Annotated in this window: 1 protein-coding gene; it reads left to right on the plus strand. The window is 41.6% G+C overall.

The annotated features are described in order from the left end of the window. Positions 1–433: ANTAR domain-containing response regulator (locus tag R7040_RS28435; RefSeq protein ID WP_318097885.1), on the plus strand; the 433-nt coding region annotated here is incomplete at its 5' end. Positions 434–580: the final 147 nt, after the last annotated feature.

Consider the following 580-nt stretch of genomic DNA (forward strand, 5'->3'; position numbering starts at 1 on the left):
ATCGGCAAGAGTTGTTGTTGCATGGCAGCAGCCAACCGCCGAGCTGCGTTTCTTCCTCGATTTCTGCCGACAAAAATCGGTACCACTTCTTATCGTGCTAAAGCAACTATCTTCTACTGATATCAATCGGTTATCAAGCCAAATGGATTATGTGTTGATGCCTCATGATACTGAGTTTGCTCTTCAACCTTGGATTGACCACGCAACTTTGGTACGTGAGCGGTTCGAGAGAATGAATTCAGAAATTGAATCGCTGACGAACAAGATTGAAGAGCGAAAGCTGGTGGAAAAAGCCAAAGGCTTATTGATGAAAGTGCACAATGTAGATGAGGAACACGCGTACAAAGCAATGCGAAACTCTGCAATGCAATCGAGTCAAACGCTTACTCAAGTTGCGAAGAACCTGATTACGGCATTGCAGTTAATGGATTAACTTCTCTACTACTTTGGAGTTATGGTGAAAATTCTACCGTGGTGCGTGTTGCACTAACAGTAAGCAAATACAATTGTTTGGTAACTAGGGTTAACTCTAATTTACTGTATTTAACGTGAAAAATTAGTTGGCACAGTAATTGGATTA

The sequence above is a fragment of the Vibrio sp. 1069 genome (assembly GCF_033340555.1).